Raw genomic sequence first — 24,578 nt, forward strand, 5'->3', positions numbered from 1 at the left:
TCACAGTACCCCCGGAAGCTCTATCCGGAACCGCGCGCCACCGCCGGGCCGGTCCAGGACGAGGACCCGACCGCCGTGGGCGGCGACGTGCTGGGCCACGAGGGAGAGGCCCAGGCCGGTCCCGGAGTCGTTGCCGCGGGCGCCGGACGAGCGGCCGCGCACGAACCGGTCGAAGATGACCTCCCGGTCGGCGGGGCTGACGCCGGGGCCGTCGTCGTCGACGTCGATCGTGCCGTCGGGGCCGTCGGCGGTGATGCGCACGGCGACCGGGCCGCCGCCGTGGGTGACGGCGTTGTCGAGCAGGTTGACGAGGACCTGTTCGAGGCGGCGGCGGTCGACGGTCCAGTGCAGGCGATCGGTGCCGAGGTCGAGGATCGCGGTGTCCATGGTGCGCCGTTGCAGGGCGCGGCGGGCCAGTTCGGCGATGTCGACGGGCTCCAGCTGGGCCGGCAGGTCGCCGCGGGCGAGCTCGAGGAGGTCGTCGACCAGGGACTGGAACCGGGCGAGCTCGTCGACGACCAGGCCGGCGGCCATCGCCGTGCGCTCGTCGAGCTGGTCGCGGCGGCGGTCGAGGACGCTGGCGGAGGCGGCCAGGGTCTGCAGCGGGGAGCGTAGCTCGTGGCTGACGTCGGCGGCGAAGCGGCGGTCCTTCTCGATGCGGCGGGACAGCTGGTCGACCATCGTGTTGAACGACGTGGACAGGCGGGCCAGGTCGGGGTCGCGGGACTCCTCGAGGCGGGCGCTGAGGTCGCCGGCGGTGATGCCCTGGGCGGCGTCGGCGACGGAGCGCAGGGGGCGCAGGACGTGCCGGGTGGCGTACCAGCCCAGGCCCGCACCGGCCGCGGCGACGACCGACGCGACCAGGACCAGGACCCAGCCGATGGTGCGCAGCGTCTGGTCCAGCTCGCGCAGGTAGTCGATCTCGTACAGCGCGGTCGCCGGCGTCAGCAGGATGCCGACGATCACGGCCGGGGACCCGTCGACGCGGACCCGCTGAATGCCCTGCCCGGTGGCGCCGACCAGGCCCTGCAGGCTCGTCGGGATGACGGACGAGGCGCCGGGCTCGGCGCTGCGGCCGTACCAGCCGCCGAGGTGGAACACGAGCACACGCCGATTGCCGCCGGTGTCGAGGGTCTTGAGCATGCCGAAGATGTCGGGGTTGGGAGTGTTGAGGCCGGCCGCGACCACCCGGGCGTCGAACGTGGCCGACCGGACCGCCGCCCGTTCCCGCCCGGTGATGAGCTCACTGCGGGTCAGCTCGTAGGAGACGAGGGCCATGGACGCGGACAGGGTGAGCGCGCCGGCCGCGAACCCGGCGATGACCCGTGTGCGCAGCCCCAGTCGCAGCCGCGTCATCGCTGGAGCTTGTAGCCCATGCCGCGCACGGTCACGAGGTAGCGCGGCTGCTTGGAGTCCTGCTCGATCTTCTGCCGCAGCCGGCCCACGTGCACGTCGACGAGCCGCTCGTCGCCGATCTCGTACTCCCACACCCGCTGCAGCAGCTGCTGGCGCGACAGGACCTGGCCGGGGTGTTCGGCCAGCTCGCAGAGCAGCCGGAACTCGGTGCGGGTGACGGCCACCGGCTCGCCGTCGATGCGCACCTCGCCGGCCTCGGGCAGGATCTCCATGCCGCCGAAGACGAGGCTGGACATGGCCTGGACGGTCCGCCCGCGCCGGCGCAGGGCCCGCAGCCGGGCCGAGAGCTCTTTCACGGCGACCGGCTTGACCAGGTAGTCGTCGGCTCCGGCCTCGAGGGCGGCGACGATGTCGTGGGTGTCGTCGCGGGCGCTGATGACCACGATCGGCACGTCGTCCCCGCGCCGCAGCTGCCTAATGCATTCGAACCCGTCGATGCCGGGCAGCATCAGGTCGACCAGCACGGTGTCGGCGGGGTCCTCACGCTGCGCGACGAGCCCCTCCTCCGCGCTGGCCGCGCCCCGCACGGCGTAGCCCTCGTCCTCCAGCGCGAGCGCCAGCGAGAGCCGAATCCGGTCGTCGTCCTCGATCACCAGCACGCCTGCCATACGGGCATCATGCCGCCCGCACGGCCCCGCACCCAACTTGCCCCCGCTGCGACCTGGGTCGCGGACCGCGAAGTCATACAACCGTCACGGTTCCGGGAAGGCATCGCCACATCGACCCCGAACGCTGGGAAGGGCAGCCGAAGGGGGACTCAGATGCAGAGCGGCACGACTGAACCGGCCACACCAGTGATCGAGATCGTCATCAACGAGGAACTGGACGCCGCATCGGTACCGCGTTTCGCCGCACTCCTCCACGAGGCCGTCGACCTGCGCCCGGACAACCTGGTGATCGACCTGACGGAGTGCCCGTTCGTCGACGCGGCCGCGGTCGGCCTGCTCCTGGACGTGCACCGCCGCATGTTCAGCCACGGCGGCCGCCTGACCCTGCGCTCCCCCGGCCCCCGTGTCAGCCGCACCTTCCGCCTGGCCAGGGTCGACAATGTCCTGAACGTGCAATAGACCGCGACCCGGTCGAATCGGCCAGAAACGCACACGGCCTTCCCTAGCGCGTTACTCGCGCGTAACAATGCGGCCATGGTTGTTGCATCGACCGTGCAGAAACTTCGCCTCCGAGGCCGCGACGACGACCTGGCCGCCGCCACGACCCTGCTCGAGCAGGCCGCGGCCGCTCACGGCGGCACCCTGCTCCTGACCGGCCCACCCGGCATCGGCCGCACCGCCCTGCTCCGGGCGATCGCCGAGTCCGCTCAGGCCACCACGGCCACGGTCCTGACGGTGACCGGCTGCCAGGCCGAGTCCGCCCTCCCCTTCGCCGCCCTGCACCGCCTCCTGGCCGGCCACGTGCTCACGTACGACCACCGCCCCCAAGCCGACCGCCTGACCACCGCCCTGTCCGTCCTCACCGCACTGCGCACCCTCACCACACAGCGCGACCCGACCGTCCCGGGCCCGGTAGCGGTCCTGATCGACGACGCCCACGCGATCGACACCGCCTCCCTGGACGCCCTGGCGGTCGCCGCCCGCCGAGCCGGCGGCGAGCGGATCGCGCTGTTCTTCGCCGTCCGCGACCTGCCCGGCGCGGCCGGCGCCGCCACCGAGGCCACCCTGTCCCGCCTCCCTCGTCGCCGCCTCCGCCCGCTGGACCCCCGCGACAGCCGCTCCGCCCTGGCCGACCTGGTCCCGGACCTGGCCGGCGACGTGGCCGGCGTCCTGGCCGCGAGGTCCGGCGGCAACCCGAGGGCATTGGCCGAGCTGGCCGCCGCCCTCTCCGGCGAGCAGCGCCGCGGCGAGGCCGACCCGCCCGAGACCCCACCGCGGGACGGCCACCTGCACCGCGAGTACCGGACCATGCTGCGCACCCTGCCCGCCGCGACCCGCCACGCCCTGGTCCTGGCCGCGACCCAGCACGCCGAGGCCGCCCCGGCGGCCTGCCCGGCCGCTCTCCTCCTGGCCGCCGGGGTGCACCCGGACGACCTGGCCCCGGCCGAACGGGCCGAACTGATCCAGACCGACCACGGTGACATCCACTTCATCCCGCCGCTGTTCGCCCCGGTGGTCTACGCGGAGGCGACGCTGGCCGAGCGCCACGCCGCCCACCGCCGCCTGGCCCACCTGACCCGGGGCCTGCTGTCCGCCCTGCACCGCGCGGCCGTGGCCACCGGACCGGACGACACCCTGGCCGAGGCCCTCGCCGCCACCGCACCGGCAGCCGAGCCGCGACCCGCATCCCGGGCCCTGCACCGGGCCGCCGACCTGACCACCAGCCCCGCCCGCGCGGCCGGCTGGACCCTGAGCGCGGCCCGGCTGGCGTGGCGCGCCGGCGAGCCGCACCGGGCCCGGCTACTCCTGCGTACCGTGCTCGCGGCGGCGGTACCCCCGGCAATGCACGCCGAACGGGAACTCCTCCTGGGCGAGATCGAGCTCCGCACCGGCGCGCACGCGGACGCGCACCAGACCCTCCTGGCCGCCGCCACCCGCCTCCCAACCCCGCGCGCCCTCCGCGCCCTGGTCCTGGCCGGTGAGGCCCTGGCCGCCTCCGGCCGCCACAACGAGTACGCCGAAGTCGCGGCCCGTGCCACCGCCCTGCGCCACCAGCCAACCGCCGAAGCCCTGACCACCCCCGGCCGCCACAACGAGCACGCCGAAGTCGCCGAAGTCGCCGCCCGAGCCACCGCCCCGCGCGACCAACCGGCCGCCGACGCGAGCCCCGGCGCGGAGCTGCTGTTCGAGTACATCGCCGGGATGGCGGCCGGGTATGCCGGCGAGCCCGCGCGGGCGGCCGCACCCCTGGCCCGGGTCATCGCGCTCGCCGTCACCGGCGACGAGCCGGCGGCGCTGGTGCGGGCGGCCTGGGCCGGGATCGTCTCCGGCCGGGACGAGGACGCGCACCGGCTCGCGGTGCGGGCGGCCCGGCTGGCCGAAGGCGTCGGGGATCGGGCCACCGAACCCCTCGCGGCCGAGGTGGCAGCCACGGCCGCGCTCGCCCTCGGTGACCTCGACCTGGCCGCGGCGACCGCGGCCGAGGGGCGGCGGCTGGCCGTGGCGACCGGGCAGGACGCGGTGGCCGACACCTGCTGCGGGCTCCTCGCGGTCATCGCCGGGATGCTGGGCGACGGCGACGGGTGCCGGCGGTGGGTACGGCGGTGCCGGGCCCGGGCCGGGGCCGACATCGACGGCCAGGCGCGGGCCATGTGCGTGTGGGCGGCCGGCCTCATCGACGTGGCCGAGGGGCGGCACGCGGACGCAGCCGGGCGGCTCTGGGGAGTCATGCGCACGGCGGTCGGGCGCGGGCATCTCGGGGTGCAGGTGCCGGCCATCCCGACGCTGGTCGAGGCGGTCGTGCGGGGCGGGGACCACGGGCCGGCCGGGCCGGTGCTGGCCGCGTACGACCTGTGGGCGGCCAGCACCGCCAACCCGACCTGGCTGGCGCTGTCGGCCCGGTGCCACGGTCTGCTGGCCGCCTCCGACGACGAGGCCGACCGGCACTTCCGGGAGGCGCTGCGGCTGCACCTGGCGGGCGACTCGGCGTTCCCGGGGGCCCGCACGGAGCTGCTCTACGGCGAGGAGCTGCGCCGCCGTCGCCGCCCGGCCGCGGCCCGGGAGCATCTGCGCAACGCCCTGGCCGTGTTCGAGCAGTACGACGCGGGGCCGTGGGTCCGGCGGGCGGCGGCCGAGCTGCGGGCCGCCGGCGACCACGTCGAGCCGGCCGCGACCGGGCCCGATCTGACCGCCCAGCAGGCCCGCATCGCCCGCCTCGTGGCCGGGGGCGCGACCAATCGGGAGATCGCCGCGGCCCTGTTCGTCAGCCCCCGCACCGTCGATCACCATCTGCGCAACATCTTCGTCCGTCTCGGTGTCCGATCAAGGACCGAGCTGGCCCGCGTCGTATCCGGCTGAAGGGTCTAGGCTGCCCCCTCGGGGCCGGTACTGTACTGGTCACGAGGGGGTAGGCCAGGCGTGAGCGCACGGCAACAGGGGCTGAGCGCCGGGATGATCATCGGCGCGCTCGGCGTGGTCTTCGGCGACATCGGCACGAGCCCGATCTACACGCTGCAGACCGTGTTCAACCCGGAGGACCCGCACCCCGTGCCGGTCAGCGACGCCAACGTCTACGGCGTGATCTCCACGATCTTCTGGTCGGTCATGATCATCGTGACCGTCACCTACATCCTGATCGCCATGCGCCTGGACAACGACGGCGAGGGCGGCATCATGGCCCTCATCACGCTGCTGCGCCGCCGGGCCGGCGCCCAGGGCCGCAAGACCGCCCTGTTCCTGGCCGCCCTCGGCATCTTCGGGGCGTCGCTGTTCTTCGGCGACAGCATGATCACCCCGGCCATCTCGGTGCTGAGCGCCGTCGAGGGCCTCAAGATCGTGGAGCCGTCCCTGGGCGAGCTGGTCGTCCCGATCACCGCGGTCATCATCATCGCGCTGTTCCTCGTGCAGCGGCGCGGCACCGAGGCGGTCGGCCGGATCTTCGGCCCGATCATGATCCTGTGGTTCGTCACCATCGGCGGGTTCGGCATCGCCGGGATCACCCGGCACCCGGCGATCCTCAAGGCCCTCTCGCCGACCTACGCCGTGGAGTTCCTGGCCGGGCACTTCGGCATCGCGTTCTTCTCCCTCGCCGCGATCGTGCTGTCGGTGACCGGGGCCGAGGCGCTCTACGCCGACATGGGCCACTTCGGCCGCCGCGCCATCGCCGCCGGCTGGCTGTGGCTGGTCCTGCCGGCCTGCACCCTGAGCTATCTCGGCCAGGGCGCGCTGGTCCTCGACGACCCGGCCAACGTCGCCGGCCCGTTCTTCCTGCTCGTGCCGTCCTGGCTGCGCCTGCCGCTGGTGCTGCTGGCCACGGCCGCGACCGTCATCGCCGCCCAGGCGGTCATCACCGGCGCCTACTCGGTCGCCGCCCAGGCCGCCCAGCTCGGCTACCTGCCGCGGCTGCGGGTCGCGCACACCTCGGCCCAGCAGATCGGCCAGATCTACGTGCCGTGGATCAACTGGCTGCTCCTGGTCTCGGTGCTCACCCTGGTGTTCGCGTTCCGTAGCTCGGCCGCCCTGGCCTACGCCTACGGCATGGCGGTGACCGGCACCATCACGATCGCCACGCTGATGGTCTTCTACGTGGCCCGCAAGACCTGGTCGACGCCGCCCTGGATCCTCTACACCGGCGCCACCCTGCTGCTCGCCTTCGACCTGCTGTTCGTGGCGGCCAACCTGACCAAGCTCATTCACGGCGCCTGGCTGCCGCTGCTCATCGCGCTGACCGCGTTCACGGTCATGACGACGTGGCAGAAGGGCCGGGCCATCGTCACCGCCCAGCGCCAGCGCGAGGAGGGCTCGCTGCGGGAGTTCGTCGACCGGCTGCGCACCGACCCGTCCCTGACCCGGATGGTGCCGGGCACGTCGGTGTTCCTCAACCGCGGCAAGGAGACGACGCCCCTGGCGATGCGGGCCAACGTCGAGCACAACCACGTCCGCCACGTGCACGTGCTGATCCTGTCGATCGAGACCCTGCCGGTGCCCCGGGTCCCGGACGAGGAGCGGATCACGATCGACGAGCTCGGCTACGCCGACGACGGCATCGTCCACGTCACCATGAACTACGGCTACATGGACACCCAGAACCTGCCGGCCGCGCTGCGCCTGCTCGACCCGGCCCGCACCGAGGGCGAGCTGCAGCTGGGCCAGGCGTCCTACTTCCTGTCCAAGATCGAGCTGCGCCGCGGCGACGCCCCGACGATGGCGGCCTGGCGCAAGCGGCTGTTCATCGCCACGTCCTTCATCACCGCCGACGCCGCCGAGCACTTCAGCCTGCCCCGCGACCGCACCGTCATCATGGGCTCGCACATCGACGTCTGAGCCGCCGAGACGCCCCGGCCCCAGAAACGCCCCGGGCCTCAGAACCGGTCCGGGCCGCTGATGATCGGCAGCGTCACCCGGAACACGCTGCCCTCCCCCGCGACGCTGCTCACCTCGATCGTGCCGTGGTGGTCCAGGACGATCTGGCGGGCGATGGTCAGGCCCAGGCCGCTGCCGCCGGTCTCGCGGTCCCGGGCCGGGTCGGCCCGCCAGAACCGCTGGAACACGTGCGGCAGGTCGTCGGCGGCGATCCCGCAGCCGGTGTCGCGGACCTCGGCGACCGCGCGGCCGGACAGCGGGAACGCGCGCAGGACGACCGAGCCGCCGGGATCGGTGTACCGCAGCGCGTTCGTGACGAGATTGCCCAGGACCTGGCGCAGGCGGTCCTGGTCGCCGTGCACCGGCAGCGGCCCGGCGGCCTCGGCGGTGAGCCGGACCCGGCCGGCCTCGGCGACGGCGAGGTGGGCGATGCGGCTGACCTCGACCAGCTCGGCCAGGTCGAAGTCGGTGCGCCGGTAGGCCAGGTGGCCGGCCTCGGCGAGGGTGAGGTCCTGCAGGTCGTCGAGGATCCGCCGCTGCAGCAGGACCTCCTCGTGCAGCGAGCCGAACAGCTCCCGCGACGGCGGCACCACACCGTCCTGCAGCGCCTCCAGGTAGCCGAGCACGTTGGACATGGGCGTGCGCAGCTCGTGGGCCACCCCGGCGAGGAGGCGGCGCTGGGCCAGCTCGGCGCCCTCAAGGGCGGCGGCCATCCGGTTGAACGAGCGCGACAGCTCGCCGACCTCGTCCCGGCCGGTGGTCGTGACCCGGGTGTCGAGGTGGCCGTCGGCGAGCCGGCGGGAGGCGGCGGTGAGGGAGCGCAGCGGCCGGCTCATGTGCCGGGCGACGAGGGCGGTACCGATGACCGCGAGCACCAGCACGGCGCCGACGGCGGCCATGGTCGGCCGGGCGAGGAGGGTCACCGCGTCGTCGTCGACGGCGCCCAGGTAGAGCTGCAGCGGCTCCGGCGCGAACGTCGCCGCCTGGTCGCCGAACGCCTGGACCAGGCAGGCGGTGCGGTCGGCGGCGGGCACGCAGCCGTGGATGGCGTTGACGTCGGAGTCGTGGGCGTACTTCTGGGCGTCGTCGGCCTGGCGGGTGCAGTCGCCGGAGACGGGAGTGCCCCCGGCCGGCAGCGGGACGCCGTACTGGTCCAGTGTCACCGCCGGCGGGTCCAGCCCGATGTCGGTGAGGCAGCGCGAGAAGACGACCGCCCACCGGTAGTTCGCCAGCTCGATGAGGACCAGGCTTTCGACCTTGCCGCCGATCTCGGCGGTCTTCTTCGGGTCGAGGTTGAGCGTCGCCCGCGGGTTGATCAGGGTGGCCGGGCTGACGACCGGGCGGGCGGCCCGCTTGGCCAGGTTGTCGCTGTCGACGGTGACCTGGCCGTAGAGGTTCACCAGGCGGATGCGCTGCTTGTTGCCGGCGGCGAGGGTCTCGACCCGGTTGGCGATCCCGGCCCAGGTGCCGTGCCGGCGGCCGTAGGCGAGGACGTTCTCGGCGATGTCGGCGACGTGCCGGGTCGCCTCCTGCTGCGAACGCTCGATCTGCTGGGCCGTGATCCGCAGGCTGAACCAGGCCGTCGCCCCGGTCGCGACCACCGCCACGACGAGTGTCAGCAGGAACACCCGCAGCCGGAAGCTCATGCCGCCTCCGCTTCGCTCCGGCAGCCTGACCTAACCCTGCGCCGATAATTCGCGGCCACTCCGCTCCGCTCCGTACCACTCATGCCGCCTCCGCTTCGCTCCGGCAGCCTGACCTAACCCTGCGCCGATAATTCGCGGCCACTCCGCTCCGCTCCGTACCACTCATGGCTGCTCCGCCAAGCGGTACCCGCGCCCGTAGACCGTCTGGACGTACCGTGGCTGCACCGGCTCTGCTTCGAGCTTGCGGCGGAGGTTCACGACGTGCGCGTCGACCGTGCGCTCCGAGACGTCCCGTTCGAAGCCGAACACCCGGTTGATGATCTCGCCCCGGGTGAAGACCCGGCCCGGCTCCCCGGCCAGCAGCTCCAGGATGCCGAACTCCTTCGCGGTCAGCACCACGGTCTCGCCGGCCACCCGCACCTCGAACCGGCCCGCGTCGACGATGAGGTCACCGACGGTGAACACGCGCTGGTGGCCGGGGCTGCCGATGCCGGACCGGCGCAGCAGGGCGCGGACCCGGGCCGCGAGCTCCCGCGGGCTGACCGGCTTGGTCATGTAGTCGTCGGCCCCCAGGTCCAGGCCGAGCAGCAGGTCGTCCTCGGTGGAACGGGCGGTGACCAGCAGGATCGCCACGCTGGACTCGGCCCGGATGATCCGGCACACGTCGAGCCCGTCGATCTGCGGCATCATGACGTCGAGGACCAGCAGGTCCGGCTTGCGCGAGCGGCACTGGTCGAGCGCGGCCCGGCCGTTGTGGACCGTGAGCACGCTGTGACCGTCGCGCTCCAGGTAGAGCCGGATCAGTTCGGCCTGCTTCGGGTCGTCGTCGGCGACCAGGATTCGTGCGCTCATCCCGGCCATTGTGACGCGTCGAATGTGAGGAACCTGCGAAATCGGGTTCGGATTTCGATCCGGCAACCGGTTCCTCATCAGTTCCTCACACCGGGATTCCTACGGTCCCCGGCATGTGTGGTCTTCTGGTGTTCCTCAGCTGCGACGGTACCGCCGACCAGTCCGCGCTCGCCGCCGCGCTGGACCGGCTCAAGCACCGCGGCCCCGACGAGACGTCCATGGCCGCGGTGGACGGCGTCGTGTTCGGCTTCACCCGCCTGGCGATCATCGACGTGGCGCTGAGCCACCAGCCCGCACAGTACGCCGGGCGGTGGACCGTCGTGTTCAACGGCGAGCTGTACAACTACCGGGAGCTGCGCGCGGCCCTGGGGCTCGAGCACGGCGCGACCTTCGCCACCGAGGGGGAGGCGGAGGTCCTGGCCGCGGCGTTCCACCACTGGGGCCCGGCTGCGGTGCAGCGGCTGCGCGGCATGTTCGCGGCCGTGCTGTGGGACGCGCAGACGCAGACGCTGCACGCGATCCGCGACCCGTTCGGCATCAAGCCGCTGTACCACCTGCGCACCCCGGACGGGCTCTACCTGGCCAGCGAGAAGAAGGCCCTGCTGCCGTTCGCCGGCGGGGCGCAGCGGATCGGCACGGCGGCCCTGTCGCACTACCTGACCCTGCAGTACGTCCCCGAACCCGCGACCCTGCACCCGGCCGTGCACCGCCTCCCGGCAGGCCACGCGCTCACCTGCAAACCCGGCGAAGAGCCGAGGCTGCAGCGGTACTCCCACCTGGCGTTCCGCCCCGAGCCGCGCCCGGCCGCCGAGGCGATCGCCGCCATCCGGGCCGCGCTGCGCGACAGTGTCCGGGCCCACCTGCAGTCCGAGGTCCCGCTGGGCGCCTTCCTGTCCAGCGGCGTCGACTCCTCGGCCATCGTCGCGCTCGCCCGCGAGCAGCGCCCGGGCCTGCGCGCCTACACGGCCGGCTTCGACGACCAGCGGTACAGCGAGATCGAGGACGCCGCGGAGACGGCGGCGGCGCTCGGCGTACACCTGACGCCGACCCTGGTCCGGGACGAGGACGTCATCGAGGCCCTGCCCAGCATCGTGTGGCACCTGGACGACCCGGTCGCCGATCCCGCCATCGTCCCGTTGTACTTCCTGTGCCGCACGGCCGCCAAGGATGTCACCGTCGTGCTCTCCGGTGAGGGCGCCGACGAGCTGTTCGGCGGCTACGAGATCTACCGGGAGCCGGCATCCCTGGCCCGCGTGGCCGACCTGCCCGACCCGGTGCGCCGCGGCCTGCGCGCGGTCGCCGAGGTCATCCCCGAGGGCGTGCGCGGCAAGAGCTTCCTGCAGCGGGCGACGACCCCGATCGGGCAGCGCTACTACGGCAACGCCCGGATCTTCGGCCCGGAGGAGAAGGCCCGGCTCATGCGCGGCCCGGCCGACCCGCACACGACCGTCACGTCCCCGCTCTACCGGGCCGCGGCCGGCCTGGACGACATCAGCGCCATGCAGTACATCGACGTGCACACCTGGCTGCCCGGCGACATCCTGACCAAGGCCGACCGGATGTCGATGGCACACTCCCTGGAGCTGCGGGTGCCGTTCCTGGACCCGGCGGTCTGGGCGGCCGCCGCGTCCCTGCCGCCGGAGCTGAAGATCAGCCCGCACGCGACGAAGCACGCGCTGCGCGAGGCGGTCCGGGGCCTGCTCCCGGAGGTCGTCGTGAACCGCCGCAAGCTGGGCTTCCCGACCCCGACCCGGGTGTGGCTGCGCGGCCCGATCGGCGAGTGGGCGGCCGACATGATGGCCGCCGCCGACGTCGACCACCTCATCGACATCGCCCACGTCCAGCGCCTCCTGGCCGCGCACCGCAAGGGCGGTGCGGACCATTCCCGCAAGATCTGGACAGTGCTGATGTTCTGCCTCTGGTATGGCCAGCAATCGGCCGCCGCGAGCCTGTCGATCACTTATCCGGCCGCGCACAATCTGCATAGCGGTCTATGCCAAAGGGATATTACGCCCGAACGGAGGGCCTTGTCCGGCTGCTGAATCCGGTATTCTTCGGGTTCGACGTCCGATCGCGTGTGTGAAATGAGAAAACCGTGTCAGAAACCGCGATGGCGGACCGGTCGCTGGACGCCCTGCTCGAGGTACTCCTGCAGGTGCCGGCGTTGTCCGACGCCAATGCACGAGATGCGCTGGTCGATGAGACGGGCACCGTGCTGCGCCGCCGGCACTCCACTCGAAGATCACCGGACAAACACGCCGATCTATTGTCGTTGATCCATTCCTACGACGCGCTCAGCGGTGGACTGACCACGTTCACCCGCGTTGTCACGGCGCACCATCAGCACCCGGCGGCGGACCGGGCCCGCGAGCTCGCCCGCGCCCGGCAGGAGCCGGGGCTGCTGTCCGCGCACGACCGGGCCGACCTAGTCCGGTCCCTCGACGCGGCCGGCATGGCCCAGGTCCTGGAGGCGCTCGGCGAGCTGTCCGACGTCCCGGAGCTCAACGACTTCCGCATCTGGCGGGACCGGTCGGCGGTCGTGCAGGTCATGGAGCGCCACCCGGCCCCCGTTGGCGAGGTCCCGCCGCTGCTGGGCTTCGTCCTGCGGCTGGCCGGGGTGCTGGACCGCAACGCGGGCACCGCCCTGCAGCGCTGGGCGTCCGACGTCGCCGGCGGCCTCGGCGTCGCGGAGGCCGACCTCGACGCGCTGCGCCGGGCCACCCGCGACCACGAGGAGTCCGGCAGTCCCCGCCGGCGCCCGGGCGCACCGCGCACGATCCGCGGCGGCGTGCCGATCCGCAACTACAACTTCACCGGCCGCACGGCCCTGCTCGACCAGCTGGCCCAGACCCTGGCGGCGGGCTCCAAGGCGGCGGTGCTGCCCCAGGCCGTGCACGGCATGGGTGGTGTCGGCAAGACCCAGCTCGTGGTCGAGTACGTCTACCAGCACTTCGACGAATACGACCTGGTGTGGTGGATCCCGGCCGACTCCGCGTCCGGCGTGCTCGCCTCCCTGGAGCAGCTGGCCGGGCAGCTCGACGTGCGGCCGGGCGAGAACGCGCAGCAGACCGCCCGCCTCGTCCTGGACACCCTGGCCACCACCAACCGCGAGTGGCTGCTGGTCTACGACAACGCCAACGACCCCGACTCCATCGACGAATACGTGCCGTCGACCGGCGGGAACGTCATCGTGACGACCCGAAACCAGGAGTGGGAGAACATCGGCGTCGGCATCGAGGTCGACGTCTTCAAACGGCACGAGAGCATCGAGCTGCTGCGCCGGCGCAGCGAGAACAGCATCGGCACCGCCGACGCCGACCGGCTGGCCGAACGCCTCGGCGACCTGCCCCTCGCCCTCGAGCAGGCCGCGGCCTGGCACCTGCTCACCAAGATGCCGGTCAGCCAATACATCGAGCTGCTGGAGCAGCACCAGAAGGAGCTGCTGTCGGAGGGCAAGCCGGCCGGCTACCCGGCGTCCGTCGTCGCGTTCGTGACCCTGGCCATCGAGAAGCTCCGGGCCGACACCCCGGCCACGGCCCAGCTGCTGGAGCTCTTCGCCTACCTCGGCGGCGAGCCGGTGCCGGTCTCGCTGCTGCGCTACGGCCGCGACGCCGACGTGGTCGAGCCGCTGCGCACCCTGCTCGGCGACACCATCAAAATCAACAAGGCCGTCCGCGACCTCAACCAGTACGGCCTCGTCAAGGTCGACAACGCCCAGCGCCTGCAGGTCCACCGGCTGGTGCAGGGCGTCCTGCGCGACACGCTCGACCCGCAGCGCGCCGGTGAGATCCTGCGCAGCACCCAGAACCTGCTCGCCGAGGCCAACCCCGGCGACCCGGACGAGAACGAGACGGCCGCCGACCTCGACCGGCTCCGCGAGATCGGCCCGCACCTGGAGCCGGCGGACATGATCCGGGCCGAGCGGATCGCGGCGAAGCGGACCGTCATCGACCACATCCGCTACCTCTACAAGATGGGCGACTACGAGAACAGCCAGCGCCTCGCCGACGACGCCGTCCGGCACTGGGAGGACGTGCGGACCGAGCCGCTGCTCGGCGCCGACGGCGAGCTGACGCTGCAGGCCCGGGCCCACATCGCCAACGCCATGCGGGCCCTGGGCGAGAGCGCACCGGCCGACGAGCTGACCAACGACACCTACGAGCGGATGCGGCAATACCTCGGCGACGACGCCAAGCCGACGCTGATCCTGGACAACCAGATCGGCCAGGCCATGCGCATCCGCGGGGAATACGCGGACTCGCTCACCTTCTCCCGCGCCTCCCTCGAGCGCCACCAGCGGGTGTTCCAGTCCCCCGAGCCCTACGTCCTGCGGGCTCAGCTCAACCTGGCCGTGGCCTACCGGATGATCGGCGACTTCGCCGAGGCGGCCCGGCTCGACCAGGAGATCGTCAACCACTGGGAGAGCCGCAGCACCGGCCCGCTCAGCACGAGCTTCGGCGCCCTCGAGGCCTACATGAACATCGCCCGCGACTTCTACGGCCTCGGCGCCTACCAGGCCGGCCTCGCCGTCCTCGAGGGCTGGCGGGGCAACCTGATGGAGCAGCGCAGCAACAACCACCGCATCGTCCTGCTCTCCGGCCGCACCTACGGCGTGACCCTGCGCAAGGCCGGCCGGCTGCGCGAGGCCGCCGACATCCTCAGCGAAAACCTCGAGCAGACGCTGAGCGTGCTGGGCTCCAACCACGAGTACACCGTCGCCGCCCTGTGCAGCCACGGCAACGCGCTGCGGCAGCTGGGCGACTCCGCGGACGCGCTCGAGCACATCGTCGACGCCGTCGGCCGCTACCGGGAGTACTTCGGCGACCGGCACCCGCTGACCCTCGTCGCCCTCGTCAACGAGGCCGTGGCCCGCCGGGCCGCCGGCGACACCGACATCGCGATGCGGCTCGACGCGACCGCCTACGAGCAGCTCGGCGCCGTCCTCGGCCCCGACCACCCCTACACGCTGTGCGCCGGCACCTCCCTGGCCACCGACCACGCCCTGCGCGGCGACCACGCCGAGGCCCTGGCCCTGTCGACCGAGAACCTGCGGCGCAGCGAGGCCGGCTCCGGCGGCCCGCACGAGGCCCGCGACGGCGCCGACCACCCCTACGTGCTGGCCCGCGCGGTCAACCTCGCCCACGACCTGCGCGCGGCCGGCCGCCCGGCCGAGGCCGACGACCGCCTGGCCGCCGCGCTCGCCGGGCTGCGCCACGCGCTGGGCATCAACCACCCCGAGGTCCTCGCGGCCGAGCGCGGCGAGCGTCTCGAGGGCGACATCGAGGCCCCGCCGACCTAGGCCGAGGCTCTGGCCCCGGCCCGGGCCGACACGGGCACGACAACGGCCCCAGCCGCGCGGCTGGGGCCGTTTCGCGTCGTTGCGGTACTCCGGGCTAGGCCGCGACGCCGTTGGCGGCCAGCCAGCGCCGGCGGAGCTCCTGCTGACGCTCCTCGGCCCGCGCGGCCACGGCCGCCGGGACCGGCTCGGCCAGCAGCTCGTCGGTGAACCGGCGCAGGTGCGCGATGAACCGCTCGCCCTCCGCGGTCAGCCCGCCCGACTCCTCGACGCTGATGAGGCTCCGGTCGACCTGCAGGCGGGCGTTCGCGAACTCCTGCTCGGCCGCGTCGAGACCGGCGCCGCGCAGGGCCCGCCAGGTGTCGGCGACCCCCGCGAACGCGTAGACGCCCTGGATCAGGCCGGCCAGGGGCCGCGGGTCGGTGCGCCACGGCGCGAAGTAGCGGCCCTCGTCGTCCGGGTCGCTGAGCTGGACGGTGTCGAGCAGCGCGCTGAGCTTCGAGTGCTGATACTCGTGCACGAGCGTGACCGCGAAGTCGGCCGCGGTCGCCGGGCGGGTGAGCCCGAAGACGCCGAACACGTGCCGGATCGTCGCGCTGCGCGAGGAGCGGCCGTCGTCGTGGAGCGGCACGAGCACGCGGAGCCCGGCCGCGATCTCGGCGGCCCGGTCGGGGAGGTGCTCGGCCAGCAGCTGCCACGCGCCGGTGAACCGCTCCTGCCACTGCTCGAAGTCGGCTTCGGACAGCCTCGGCGCGGGCGGGGCGTGATAGCCGTGCCGGTAGGGGTCGACGTCGTCAAGGGCCAGCTCGGCCCGCCGCCCGCCGGCCTCGGCCCGCAGCGCGCGGACCGGTTGCCAGCCCGCGGAGTCCGCGGTCACGGCGCCTCGACCGGCGTCGACCGCGACGGCGCCGCCGCTGACGGTCACCCGGGCCGTGCCGTCCGGGCCGTCCGCGCCGGTCTCGACCCGGGCGGTCCCGGGCAGGGCGACCGCGCCGTCCCGCACGGGCGCCTCGAGCTCGGCGTCGACACCGGCGGCCGCGCACGTGACCGCCGCGATCGCCCCGAGGTGGGCCAGGTCGACCGAGTCGGCCCGGCCCTGGAAGGCGGCCCGGCCGGCGATCGCGGCCCACGCCCCGACCATCGGCCGGCCGAGGACCCGGCCGGCGGCTTCGGGCGCGGCGGCCCGGGCGGCGTCCAGCGCGGCGACGATCCGGTCGCGCTCGGCGGCGGAGCCGGGCCAGGCGCCCAGCAGCTGGTTGATCAGCTGCACGTGCTTGCTCAGCTGCACCTCGGCGAGTGCCAGGGAGGCGGCCGGGCCGCCGGTGCTCGCGGCCAGCCCGTCCAGCAGCTCCGGTGGAAGGCGGTAGTACGTGCTCATCGGCTCACTGTCTCTACAAGGGTCCGGGTCTCGGCGGCGATCCGGCGCTGCACGTGGCCGACCAGCCGCCGCATGTCTTCGCAGTAGACCGACGGGTTGCGGAACCCCGTGCCGGGGCGGTATCGGTGCGCGTAATGGCCGCCGCCGCAGATCCGGTGGATCGGGCAGGCGGCGCAGTCAGGGCCGAGCGCGGCGACACCGATCTGGCGGGCCACCACCCCCGGGTGGGTCAGCGCGGCGTCGAAGTCGTCGCGGGTCACGTTGAGCCCGGTCTCGCAGGCGCCCGGATACGCCGACTTCAGGGCGTCGATCTGCTCGATCGCCCCGTCGGAGTCGACCACGACCAGGGCGGCCGGGCTGAGCCCGACCTGCTCCGACCGGGACGGGCCGCCGAGCGCCAGGTCGAGGGCGCTCTCGAAGAACCGGACCGGGACCCGGTCCGAGTCGTCCCACCACGCGTCGAACGCGGCCACGAGCCAGTCGCCGTGCGGTGTCGCGGAGCCGCCGGGCCGCTCCGGGGGTGTCCCCCAGTTGGCGTGCGGCAGCAGGAAGTCGATCGCCGGCGGGTCGAACGCCCGCAGGCTCCGGTAACACTCGACCGGGTCGGTGTCGGCCGCGACCGTGCACAGCAGGCCGCCCCAGGTGCCCCGGAACTCGGGCCGCGCGAGCAGCTCGAGGGCCCGGGTGACGGCGGTGTAGGTGGGCCGCCCGGCGTGGGTGACCCGATACCGGTCGTGGTCCGCTTCCACCCCGTCGACGCTGACCGCGACCGTGATGCCGTGCCGGTGCAGCTCGCGCAGTGCCGCTTCGCGGAGCAGCACGCCGTTGGTCTGCATGCCGACCCGCAGCTCGCACCCGTCCGGCACGGCCGCCCGCAGCCGGTCGGCCAGGCCGCCGAGGCGCGCGGCCCCGAGCAGCATGGGCTCGCCGCCGTGCAGCACCACGCGGACCTTGCGCAGGTCGTGCGTGCGAACGTGCCGGGCCAGCCGGTCGGTGAAGGCCGCGAAGATCTCGTCGGGCATCACCGCCGGCCGGTCCCGCCACGTCTGGTCGGCGTGGGTGTAGACGTAGCAGTATGAGCAGGCCAAGTTGCACCTTTGGTGCACCTTGAGAATGAACTCATGGAACGGCGTCGGGCGCCAGCCCTCCGCCATCAGGCCCGCTACGTCGAGGCCCTCGATCGGCCATTCGGCCAAAATCAGGACCCGTCCACAAAGCTGCTGAACGCGGACAGCACCCCGTTAGGGTCGGCCAGATTCTGCTGGATTCGCCGGGCCGAACGCTGCACCGGCGAATCCGGCCCCATCGCCAGCAGCTCACTCAGCGGCACGTGCCGCACATCCACGAACGCAGCGTTCTGCGGATTGCCGCCCGCGATCGATTCAGCAATACCACTCACGGATCGGCCTCCAGGGCTGAATTCCATAGTCCTCGGCGACATCGCGCACCCCCGTACACACCACGGCCATTGGACAGGCTTGTTGGCTATCGGCGTCGACCCTACAATCGGCCCCTCGATTGGCATCTTTGGCGTCCGCCGTCGCCCTGACGAGCGACTTGACGAAATTTGGCGTTCCTTTTACGGCAGTGGTGGCTCCAAAACGCAGTCCACCCGGTCGCCTCGTGCCACACTGATCGCGGTCGGATGATCGGCGCCGTAGAGGCGCTCCAGGCGCTGGAGCACCTGCTGGCGTTTGCTCACCGCGGCCGGGCTGTTCATCGCGGCGAGGTCAACTACCAGATTAGCCTCGGCGGCGAGCAGATCCGGGTGATCGCGGTGGTTATGCACCCGGGTCGCGAACTCCAGCGCCCGCCGCGACATGTCCAGCCGGTTGGGGTTGCCGCTGCGCGCGACGTCCGAGGCGTGGTTGACGGCCACCGCGACCAGGAACGGATGGTGCGGGCCGACCTTGTCGCGCAGCGCCTCGTTGCTGGTGCCGTCGACCTTCATCGCCCCGGCGACGTCACCCGCGGCCCGGCGCATGTTCGCCAGGTTGATCTCGGCTGCCACGGTGAGCGGGTTGCGTTCGCCGAACTGCCGGCGGTAGAGGTCGAGGACCCGCCCCGCCTCGTCGGCCGCCTCGGCCGCCCGCCCCAGCATGTGCAGGGTGTTCGCGAGGCTCATCCGCAGTGCCAGGGTGTGGTCGTGGCGCTCACCGAGCAGCTCCGCGCAGTGGGTGCTGGTCGACCGCAGCAGCTCCAGGGCCTCCTCCCGGCGGCCGGCCCCGCGCAGCGCGAGCGCGAGGGCCCGCCCGGCGAGCATCAGCCCGCGGTCCCGCCAGGTCCAGCGCCGGGCCGTGATCCGGTCGCGCAGCGGCTCCAGGTCGCGCAGGACGTCGGCGAAGCGGCCCTGCCCGTTGAGGTCCTCGGCGAGCGCGTTGACGGACAGCAGCGTCCGCCAGTTCTCCTCGCCGAACATCTCCCGGTGCTGGCGCAGCACGGTCCGGTCGGCCGCCTCGGCCGCCTCGAACGCGCCGGCCAGCCGCAGGCTGATCGCCAGGTTGTGCCGGCTCATGATCGTGCGCGGGTCGTCGGCGCCGAACTGGGTCGCCCACCGCGCGAGGGTCTCCTCGTCGAACTCCCGCGCCCGCTCGTAGTCGCCCGCGATGCGCAGGTCCGCCGCCCGCGACCCGGCCATGCCCAAGGTGTGCGGGTGGTCCTCGCCGTAGTGCGAGTCGACCCGCAGCTGGCTCATCGCCTCCCGGGTCAGCCGGCTCGCCTTCTCGTAGCGGCCGTTCGCCCGCAGCGCGTTGGCCCAGGCCTGCGAGGCCCGCAGCACCAGCTGGTCGTCGTCGTCGGGGTCGTTGCCGATCCGCCACGCGTTGTAGGCGTTCTCGCCGAGTTCGCAGGCCGCCATCTGCTCACCGACCAGGTAGCGGAACCGGATCTGGTGCAGCACCGCCTCCCGCACCGGCCGCGCCCGGGACTCGATCATCGCGGTCGCGTCGACGTGCTCGGCGATCTCCCGATACAGGTCCTCGGACGCCGACTTGTCGTCGGGCCAGCCCGGGTCGGCCGCGGCGAGCAGCGCGTGGGCGTGGCGGCGGGCCCGCTCGGCCTCACCGCCGCTCAGCGCCCGCCGGGCCACGAGCCGGGCCAGCGGCACCACCTCGATCCGGGCGCCGTCGCTGGTGAGCCGGGCCAGACCCTGGCGCCGCAGCTCCAGGATGGTCTTGTTGAGCGCGATGTCGCCGCGCAGCACCTCGCCCAGGGCCGCGTCCACGGGCGCCCCGGCGGCCCGCCCGAGCAGGGCCTTGGACACCGGGACCGGCGCGAAGCAGACCAGGGCCTCGAGCAGCAGCAGCGCCGCCCGGCTCGCGGCCTCGAGCCGGTCCAGCGCGAACAGCAGGGCGAGGGAGGCGCTGCGGCCGTAGCCGTCGACCGGCAGCGGGTTGAGGCGGTCGGCCGGGTCGAGGTCGCCGGACAGGTCGAGCGGCGCTCCGGTCGCCTGCCACCAGGCGAGGACCTGCCGCAGCGCGAGCGGTGCCGCACCGTAGGCGCCGACCACCGCCTCGATCAGCTCGACCGGCGCGTCCGGGTCGTGCCCGTGCAGCAGCTCCGCCACCTCGGTCGTGGCCAGGTCCGGCACCGGCAGGCCGGTGCTCGCCTCATCGCCGCCGATGGCCGGGTCGCGGGTCGTGATGACGACGTGGCCGCCGTTGGGCACCAGGCGCAGCAGCCGGCGGTCGTCGAGGCCGTCGAAGATCATCAGGTAGGGGTACCGCTGCGCCTCCAGCCGCTCCAGCACCAGCCGCACCGTGTGCTCCACCCGCAGGTGCCGGTCGATGCGCAGCACGGCCGCGAGCTCCAGCAGCGAGGCCAAAGCCGATTCGGCGGTACCGCACGGGATCCACCACACCGCCTGATCGGTGGGCAGATGGCGGTCGAGGTACTGCAGCACCGCCTGGGTCTTGCCGGCGCCGATCGGCCCATGCAGCACCAGCCGGACATCGTGGCTGCCGGCCAGCGCCGTGCGGACCGCGTCGACCAGCGCCGCCCGGCCGACGAAACCCGGCGCCGCCGGCGGGCGCACACCGACCAGCGGCGCGGCGTCGTCCACCATGGGCACGGGGCGCGGCGGCGCGACCGGGTTGGGCTGGTGCTGAACCGGAATGTAGGTCGGCGCGGACTCCTGCCGCTCGCGGCGGGCCCGCTGCCACAGCTCGTTGGTCTGCTGCTCGAGCTCCACCATGTCGTATTCGACCGGAGCCATTGCCACCAGCACGTGCAGGATCGACTTGATCTTTTCCCAGGCCGGCACCGTATCGCCGCGCAGCGTCGCGCTCACGGTTTCGTGCGATACGGATTCGAAGGCCTTGTGCAGCGAGACCGTGCGCCTGGCGATCACCCGCGCGGCCGGCTGCCCGGCCGCGTCATAGACCTCGTGCAGGGCCGCGACGAACTCACGCATCGGCCCTTCGGGTACCTTATCGACACCCGGCAGTGCGATAGCCACGTCGATACACTCCGGGCCTAGGTCGTCACCAGGTCTGATTCCGTCAAGTGACCAGGATTTCACGCCCTGGTGGGGTCCACCATGGCGCGTTCGAGCCAAAATTTTGACATGCGCTGGCAAATTCAGATAGCGAACCCACGGACGAGTGACGGTCCCGCCGGCCAAAGCTAGATCATCCGGATCCGTCAATAGATCTGGCCCCGGATACATTCCCCGTCAATGCATTCCCGGAACAGGTCGGCATATCGGCCCTGATGATGCCACCGAAAGGACACGAAGTCCGGTCGATGGGCCCAGCGGTTCCGATGATCCAGAAGTTCACACGCCCACCCTGGCGGCCCCCGGCGCCGGCTGGCATGCTCGCGGCATGGACGTGCGGCTGATCAAGCCCGGCGGGGTCTCCGCGCACGCCGAGGACGAACTGCCCGCCCTGCTCGCCCGGGACGACGGCATCGTCTGGGTCGACATCGCCACCTGTGACCCGGCCGCCGTCACCGCGCTGCGCGACGCGTTCGGGTTCCATCCGCTCGCCCTGCGCGACGCGTCCGTGCGCAACCGGGTGCCGAAGATCCATCCCTACCCGGGCCACGTCTTCGTCATCCTGCACGCACCGCACTTCGGGGCCCGGGGCCACGTGCACTACATCGAGCTCGACCAGTTCATCGGAGCCCGCTACCTGGTGACGATCCACGGCCCGGTGAACCCGGCCGTGCCGCCGGACGTGCCCCTGCGCCAGACCCGCGACGTGCTGCGGCGCATCGAGTCCGGGCGGTTCACGCCGGCGTCCGGGTTCGAGCTGTCCTACGCGATCGTGTCGTCGATCTCCCGGCTCCAGGAGACCCTCGTCGAGGACGTCACCGCCGAGGTGTGGCGGCTCGAGCAGCGGGTCACCGCCGGGCACCTCGGCAACCCGGAGCAGTTCCTGGAGGAGCTGTTCCAGGCGCGGCACGGGCTCCTCGCGGTCCGCACGATGGCGGCGCTCGGCGGGGCGATCTACGGGCGCATGGTGACCCTGCCCCGGGCCGCCGTCCCGCCGGAGGCGCTGCACCTGGTGACCGACGTGGTCGACCAGTTCGACCGGGTACGTACTGTGGCCGACGGCGAACGGGAGTACCTCCAAGGCGTCATCGAATTTTATAAGGCCCGCACCGACACGAAGATGACCATCGCCGCCGAGCGGCTGGCCGTGATCGCCGCCATCACGCTGCCGATCACCGCGCTCTCCTCGGTCTACGGGATGAACCTCATCGTCAACGACAAGACGCAGGTGCCGCACCTGGTGGCGGTGCTGCTGCTGATGGCCGTCATGTCCGCGACGCTGCTGGGCTGGGCGAAACGGCAGGGCTGGTGGTGACCGGCGCTCGGTAGGCGCGAGCAAGGAGCAGGGAGACGGCGATCGACGCGACGGCCATGACCGCCATCGCCCGGCCGGCCGGCATCAGCTGCGCCACCGCACCGGCCACGGTCGCCCCGACCGCCTGCATCGTGAACATCCCGGAGCTGTGCAGGCCGAGCGAGTGCCCGCGCAGTTCGGGTGGGGTGAGCTCGACGAGGCGGTCCTGGAGCAGGAGGCTGCCGCAGTACCCGACCGACGCCACCGCGGCCAGCCCGGCCGCCGCCCACAGGGGCGGGTGCAGGGCGAACGCGAGGTACGGCACGGCCAGCAGCAGCTGCACGGGCGTCGTCAACGGCCGCCGCCACCGCGCGGGCAGGAGCCGCCCCGCGAACGCGTCCCCGGCGAGCATCCCCATCGCCGCCGCGACGAACAGGGCCCCGGCGGCCTGCGGGGAGTACGGGACGAACAGCGCCTCGCAGCCGACGATGAGCCCGTTGGGCACCCACAGCCCGATGTAGACGGCCCGCCGCGCCGGCGACGACAGCAGCTCCCGGTTGCCGCGCCAGGTGGCCCGCACCGACGCCCGCCCGGACGTGCGCGCCGGTCGGGCCGACAGCCCGAGCCGGGCCACGATCGCCGCGAGCAGGCTGAGCCCGGCCCCGCCGAGCAGGACCGCCGACGGGGTGGCGACCGCCAGGAGCAGCCCGCCGCCCGCGAACCCGGCGATCTGCATGGCCCCGACTGACATGTTCAGCAGGGACCGGCCCAGGAGGTACCCCTCCGAGGAAACGATCTCGGAGAGCAGACCGAAGCGGACCCCGCCGCCGATCGAGGCGACGAGGCCCTGGACCAGCACCACGCCCAGGACCGCCCCGACGGGCAGCCCCGGCACCGCCAGCAGCGCGGTGGTGAGCGCCGTGAACAGGGCCAGCCCGGCCAGCGCGGCCCGGGGCGGGAGCCGGTCGGCGAAGGACAGCAGCGTCGCCGCCCCCACGACCTGCGCGAACGACGCCCCGAACATGGACAGCGCCGACAGCAGCGGCGACCCGGTCGCACCGTAGACGAGCGTCGCCAGCGCGATCCCGCTCACCGTCTGGGCCGCGACCTGCACGGACACGGTGGCGAAGAGGGCGGTGAACTCGGGGGCGCGGAACAGCTCGCGATACGTGCGCATGCCGGGAGTCTGCGGCCCCGCGACCGCCGGACCGTAGAGTTTCGGGTGGAGGCGAAACTTCGTGGGACTGTGGCGGATCGGCACCGACGTGCTGGCGGGCGGCCGGTTCGTCGTGTCGCCCTTGGCCGAGACCGTGGGCTGCCTGGCCGCGCTGACCGGTCAGCACGGCCTCTCCCCGGCCCAGCGCGAGTGGCTGGCCACGGCCCGCCCGGCGTTCCAGGCCCGCTGGGGCGGCGACGACTTCGCGGGGCCGTTCCTGCGCGACGCGATCCGCCCCGGCTGGCTCGCCGACTTCCTGTACCTGCCCCCGCCGACGGACACCCCGGCGTTCGCCGACGAGCTCGCCCGCATCGCCGCCACCCCCGACGAGCAGGCCCGGCGCGACATCCTGGAAACGCTGGAGCGCCCCCTCGCCCCCGTCCTGCACCGCCCCGGCCTGGCCGCCCGCGCGGCCGAACTCGTCGAGTGGGTGTGGCGGCACACCCTGGAGGCGGCGTGGCCGCGCCGCCGCCGCGCCCTCGAGGCCGACATCGTGGCCCGGACCGACCGGCTCACGACGGGCGGCTGGGCCGCGGTCCTCGACGGCATGCGCCCCGGGATGCGCTGGCTCGGCGACGGCCGGCTGCAGATCAACACCTACGACTACCCGCCCCGCGACGTCACCGGCCCGCGGCTGCTGTTCATCCCCATCACGGCCCATCGCGGCTGGGTGGCGTACGAGGAACGGGGCGACGTCCACGCGATCATCTATCCGGCCACCGGCTGGCTGGCGCAAGACCCGGCGGGGGTACCCCCTGAGGCCCTCGCCCGCCTGATCGGCCCGGCCCGCGCCCGCATCCTCACCCTCCTGGCCGCACCGAAGAGCACCACCCAGCTCGTCGCCCTGACCGGCCAGACACTCGGCTCGACCGGCGGGCACCTGCGCGTCCTGCGCGACGCCGGCCTGGCCGCCCGCCGCCGCGCCGGCCGCTCGGTCCTCTACTACCGCACCACGCTGGGCGACGCCCTGTGCCAGGGTTGACCTTCACGCCGCGTGAGGGTGCAGCGTGCGGCCC

General features: G+C 73.1%; 16 protein-coding genes. 7 read left to right on the top strand and 9 right to left on the bottom strand.

What is annotated here, in order from left to right; all coding sequences use genetic code 11:
* Together ACIA8L_RS22225 and ACIA8L_RS22230 are read right to left on the bottom strand one after the other, a co-directional pair.
* Positions 1-1,356: a sensor histidine kinase gene (locus ACIA8L_RS22225; protein WP_395907379.1), complete on the bottom strand. Its 1,356-nt coding sequence runs from the start codon at positions 1,354-1,356 to the stop codon at positions 1-3.
* Positions 1,353-2,024, bottom strand: a complete 672-nt coding sequence (locus ACIA8L_RS22230; protein ID WP_395907381.1) for a response regulator transcription factor — start codon at positions 2,022-2,024, stop codon at positions 1,353-1,355. The genes ACIA8L_RS22225 and ACIA8L_RS22230 overlap by 4 nt, the downstream gene beginning before the upstream one ends.
* A gap of 153 nt (positions 2,025-2,177) precedes the next feature.
* Here ACIA8L_RS22230 and ACIA8L_RS22235 point away from each other — a divergent pair, with 153 nt between their 5' ends.
* From ACIA8L_RS22235 to ACIA8L_RS22245, 3 genes are all read left to right on the top strand, one after another.
* The gene (locus ACIA8L_RS22235; RefSeq protein WP_395907383.1) at positions 2,178-2,483 is read left to right on the top strand and encodes an STAS domain-containing protein; all 306 of its coding nucleotides are present in this window, start codon (positions 2,178-2,180) and stop codon (positions 2,481-2,483) included.
* 75 nt (positions 2,484-2,558) lie between these two features.
* Positions 2,559-5,381 (top strand): AAA family ATPase, encoded by a 2,823-nt coding sequence (locus ACIA8L_RS22240; RefSeq protein WP_395907385.1) that lies wholly within the window; start codon positions 2,559-2,561, stop codon positions 5,379-5,381.
* Positions 5,382-5,441: 60 nt separating this feature from the next.
* Positions 5,442-7,346, top strand: a complete 1,905-nt coding sequence (locus ACIA8L_RS22245) for a potassium transporter Kup (protein ID WP_395907387.1) — start codon at positions 5,442-5,444, stop codon at positions 7,344-7,346.
* Positions 7,347-7,384: 38 nt separating this feature from the next.
* Here the strand turns inward: ACIA8L_RS22245 and ACIA8L_RS22250 are convergent, their stop codons facing one another.
* Positions 7,385-9,031, bottom strand: a complete 1,647-nt coding sequence (locus ACIA8L_RS22250) for a sensor histidine kinase (protein ID WP_395907390.1) — start codon at positions 9,029-9,031, stop codon at positions 7,385-7,387.
* A 162-nt stretch (positions 9,032-9,193) separates the two neighbouring features.
* Positions 9,194-9,883, bottom strand: a complete 690-nt coding sequence (locus ACIA8L_RS22255; protein ID WP_395907392.1) for a response regulator transcription factor — start codon at positions 9,881-9,883, stop codon at positions 9,194-9,196.
* Between the two features lie 113 nt (positions 9,884-9,996).
* Here ACIA8L_RS22255 and asnB point away from each other — a divergent pair, with 113 nt between their 5' ends.
* Both asnB and fxsT (ACIA8L_RS22265) read left to right on the top strand, forming a co-directional pair.
* The gene (gene asnB / locus ACIA8L_RS22260; RefSeq protein ID WP_395907395.1) at positions 9,997-11,925 is read left to right on the top strand and encodes an asparagine synthase (glutamine-hydrolyzing); all 1,929 of its coding nucleotides are present in this window, start codon (positions 9,997-9,999) and stop codon (positions 11,923-11,925) included.
* A gap of 53 nt (positions 11,926-11,978) precedes the next feature.
* Positions 11,979-15,182 carry an FxSxx-COOH system tetratricopeptide repeat protein gene (fxsT, locus tag ACIA8L_RS22265; RefSeq protein WP_395907398.1) on the top strand — a complete coding sequence of 1,068 codons (3,204 nt, stop codon included), beginning with the start codon at positions 11,979-11,981 and terminating at the stop codon, positions 15,180-15,182.
* A 94-nt stretch (positions 15,183-15,276) separates the two neighbouring features.
* Here fxsT (ACIA8L_RS22265) and ACIA8L_RS22270 read toward each other — a convergent pair whose 3' ends face one another.
* The 4 genes from ACIA8L_RS22270 to fxsT (ACIA8L_RS22285) all read right to left on the bottom strand — a co-directional run bounded on the left by ACIA8L_RS22270 (position 15,277) and on the right by fxsT (ACIA8L_RS22285) (position 20,968).
* Positions 15,277-16,557, bottom strand: a complete 1,281-nt coding sequence (locus ACIA8L_RS22270; protein WP_395907401.1) for an HEXXH motif domain-containing protein — start codon at positions 16,555-16,557, stop codon at positions 15,277-15,279.
* Entirely contained in the window at positions 16,554-17,753 is a 1,200-nt protein-coding gene (locus ACIA8L_RS22275; protein ID WP_395907403.1) for an FxsB family cyclophane-forming radical SAM/SPASM peptide maturase, read from the bottom strand. The genes ACIA8L_RS22270 and ACIA8L_RS22275 overlap by 4 nt, the downstream gene beginning before the upstream one ends.
* A 2-nt stretch (positions 17,754-17,755) precedes the next feature.
* A complete protein-coding gene (locus ACIA8L_RS22280) occupies positions 17,756-17,956 on the bottom strand; it encodes a hypothetical protein (RefSeq protein ID WP_395907405.1) in 201 nt (66 codons plus the stop codon).
* 180 nt (positions 17,957-18,136) lie between these two features.
* Positions 18,137-20,968 (bottom strand): FxSxx-COOH system tetratricopeptide repeat protein, encoded by a 2,832-nt coding sequence (gene fxsT / locus ACIA8L_RS22285; RefSeq protein ID WP_395907407.1) that lies wholly within the window; start codon positions 20,966-20,968, stop codon positions 18,137-18,139.
* Between the two features lie 412 nt (positions 20,969-21,380).
* Here fxsT (ACIA8L_RS22285) and ACIA8L_RS22290 point away from each other — a divergent pair, with 412 nt between their 5' ends.
* Positions 21,381-22,367 (top strand): magnesium transporter CorA family protein, encoded by a 987-nt coding sequence (locus ACIA8L_RS22290; protein WP_395907409.1) that lies wholly within the window; start codon positions 21,381-21,383, stop codon positions 22,365-22,367.
* Here ACIA8L_RS22290 and ACIA8L_RS22295 read toward each other — a convergent pair.
* A complete protein-coding gene (locus ACIA8L_RS22295; RefSeq protein WP_395907411.1) occupies positions 22,318-23,523 on the bottom strand; it encodes an MFS transporter in 1,206 nt (401 codons plus the stop codon). The two genes, ACIA8L_RS22290 and ACIA8L_RS22295, sit on opposite strands and share 50 nt — an antisense overlap.
* Positions 23,524-23,584: 61 nt before the next feature.
* Between ACIA8L_RS22295 and ACIA8L_RS22300 the strand changes: the two genes are divergently transcribed.
* Positions 23,585-24,544 (top strand): ArsR family transcriptional regulator, encoded by a 960-nt coding sequence (locus ACIA8L_RS22300; RefSeq protein ID WP_395907414.1) that lies wholly within the window; start codon positions 23,585-23,587, stop codon positions 24,542-24,544.
* Positions 24,545-24,578 lie beyond the last annotated feature (34 nt).

This window comes from Dactylosporangium sp. NPDC051541 (assembly GCF_044454505.1).
Lineage (GTDB): Bacteria > Actinomycetota > Actinomycetes > Mycobacteriales > Micromonosporaceae > Dactylosporangium.